The sequence below is a fragment of the uncultured Tateyamaria sp. genome, from assembly GCF_947487805.1.
Taxonomy (GTDB): Bacteria; Pseudomonadota; Alphaproteobacteria; order Rhodobacterales; family Rhodobacteraceae; genus Tateyamaria.
Window position 1 is genome coordinate 1 of sequence record NZ_CANKXW010000015.1, and the last position, 1,238, is coordinate 1,238.

The window sequence follows — 1,238 nt, forward strand, 5'->3', positions numbered from 1 at the left end:
CTGGCTCTGCATCTTGGTCGTCGAGCGTTCCTCTAACCCGCTCAATTCCTTTGCTGAGGTTTCGCAAGCCGTCACCAACCGCTCGACGCAAGCGAGCAAGTCGCGTTCCAAGGCTGTCAGGGGTGTCGTCATCTAGTTCTCCTCGATCTTGATGCATGTCACTGATCTGCCGCCTAGCGTGCAGGTTCTCAGGCGTGTCTTGGTCGGGTCCAGCACCAGCCACGTCCAGTCCTCCTTGTCGATCCGCGTCAGGCCCAAGTCCGTCAGTTCCGAGTTGGTCAGCATCAGCGTCCAAAGCAAGCTCGCGGCCATCATCGAGGCGATCCCCGCCAAGAACCTCCCCGTGATCAGCCAGGGCGAGATCGTCAGCCAGCTCTTGTTCTGTTGCAGAAAGGTGCGGGTATAGGTCTCGATTGTACGATGCGCGATGGTCGCAATGCTGCTCAAATCGGTCCTGAAGCTCTCCAGTTGCGATGCCATCGAGGCGGCGTAGTCTTGGCGTATCGTGTCCAGCTCCGCGTTCAACTTCTCGCTCAGCCGGGTCGGCTTGCCAATTTTCATGGAAAATTTCTCCTTTCAAACGCCAGCGCTCGCCGGTGTCGGGGTCTTGGGCGGTCAGGTAGGCTTTGCCTGCGCGGGGAATGTCGAAGCCCGCATCGGTAAGGGTATCGAGCATGCTGGCACGGTCGGTGATTAACCCAACGCTGACTTGGTCCAAAATCCACGCGCGCAGCTCGTCCCGACCCTGGGCGCGGGTCGGGGTCTCAATGGTGTCGCGAACCTCTCGGGTGCGCTCCAGCTCCATCGGATCGGCCCAGCCGTGGCGCCGGTTCATCACGTCGCGCAGGCTGTCGAATGCCTTCTCATAGCCCGGCGGCGCGATGTTCAGGCTGCGGCCCGAGGTCAGTTCCAATCGCGGCGTGCAGAAATGAAGCTCGACACGGTCTTCGTGGGTATGTCGGACCCAGAGCACCTCATATTGCGTCGGGTCCAGCCCCGCGAAGGCCAGACGCTCGAAGTCGTCCATGACCTCAGCCTGCTGTTCCTCGGTCGGGGCGTCGCTGTCGGCAAAGCTGATTACGCCCGCACGGTAGGTCGATTGGTGGCGGCTGGCGTCGATCAGGGCTTCTGTGCACTCGGGGTTGCCGCGCAGGACCTCTGGCAGTGGGTCGCGGGTGACGGCCTTGGGTTGCCCGTCCGCATCGCGGATCAGGTCGCGGTTGTCGTCATAGGCCAGC

Annotated in this window: 1 protein-coding gene; it reads right to left on the minus strand. The window is 61.9% G+C overall.

The features are described from left to right. Positions 1-1,238 (minus strand): relaxase/mobilization nuclease domain-containing protein (locus tag Q0949_RS20590; RefSeq protein WP_299377005.1); only part of this gene is annotated, 1,238 nt, incomplete at both ends.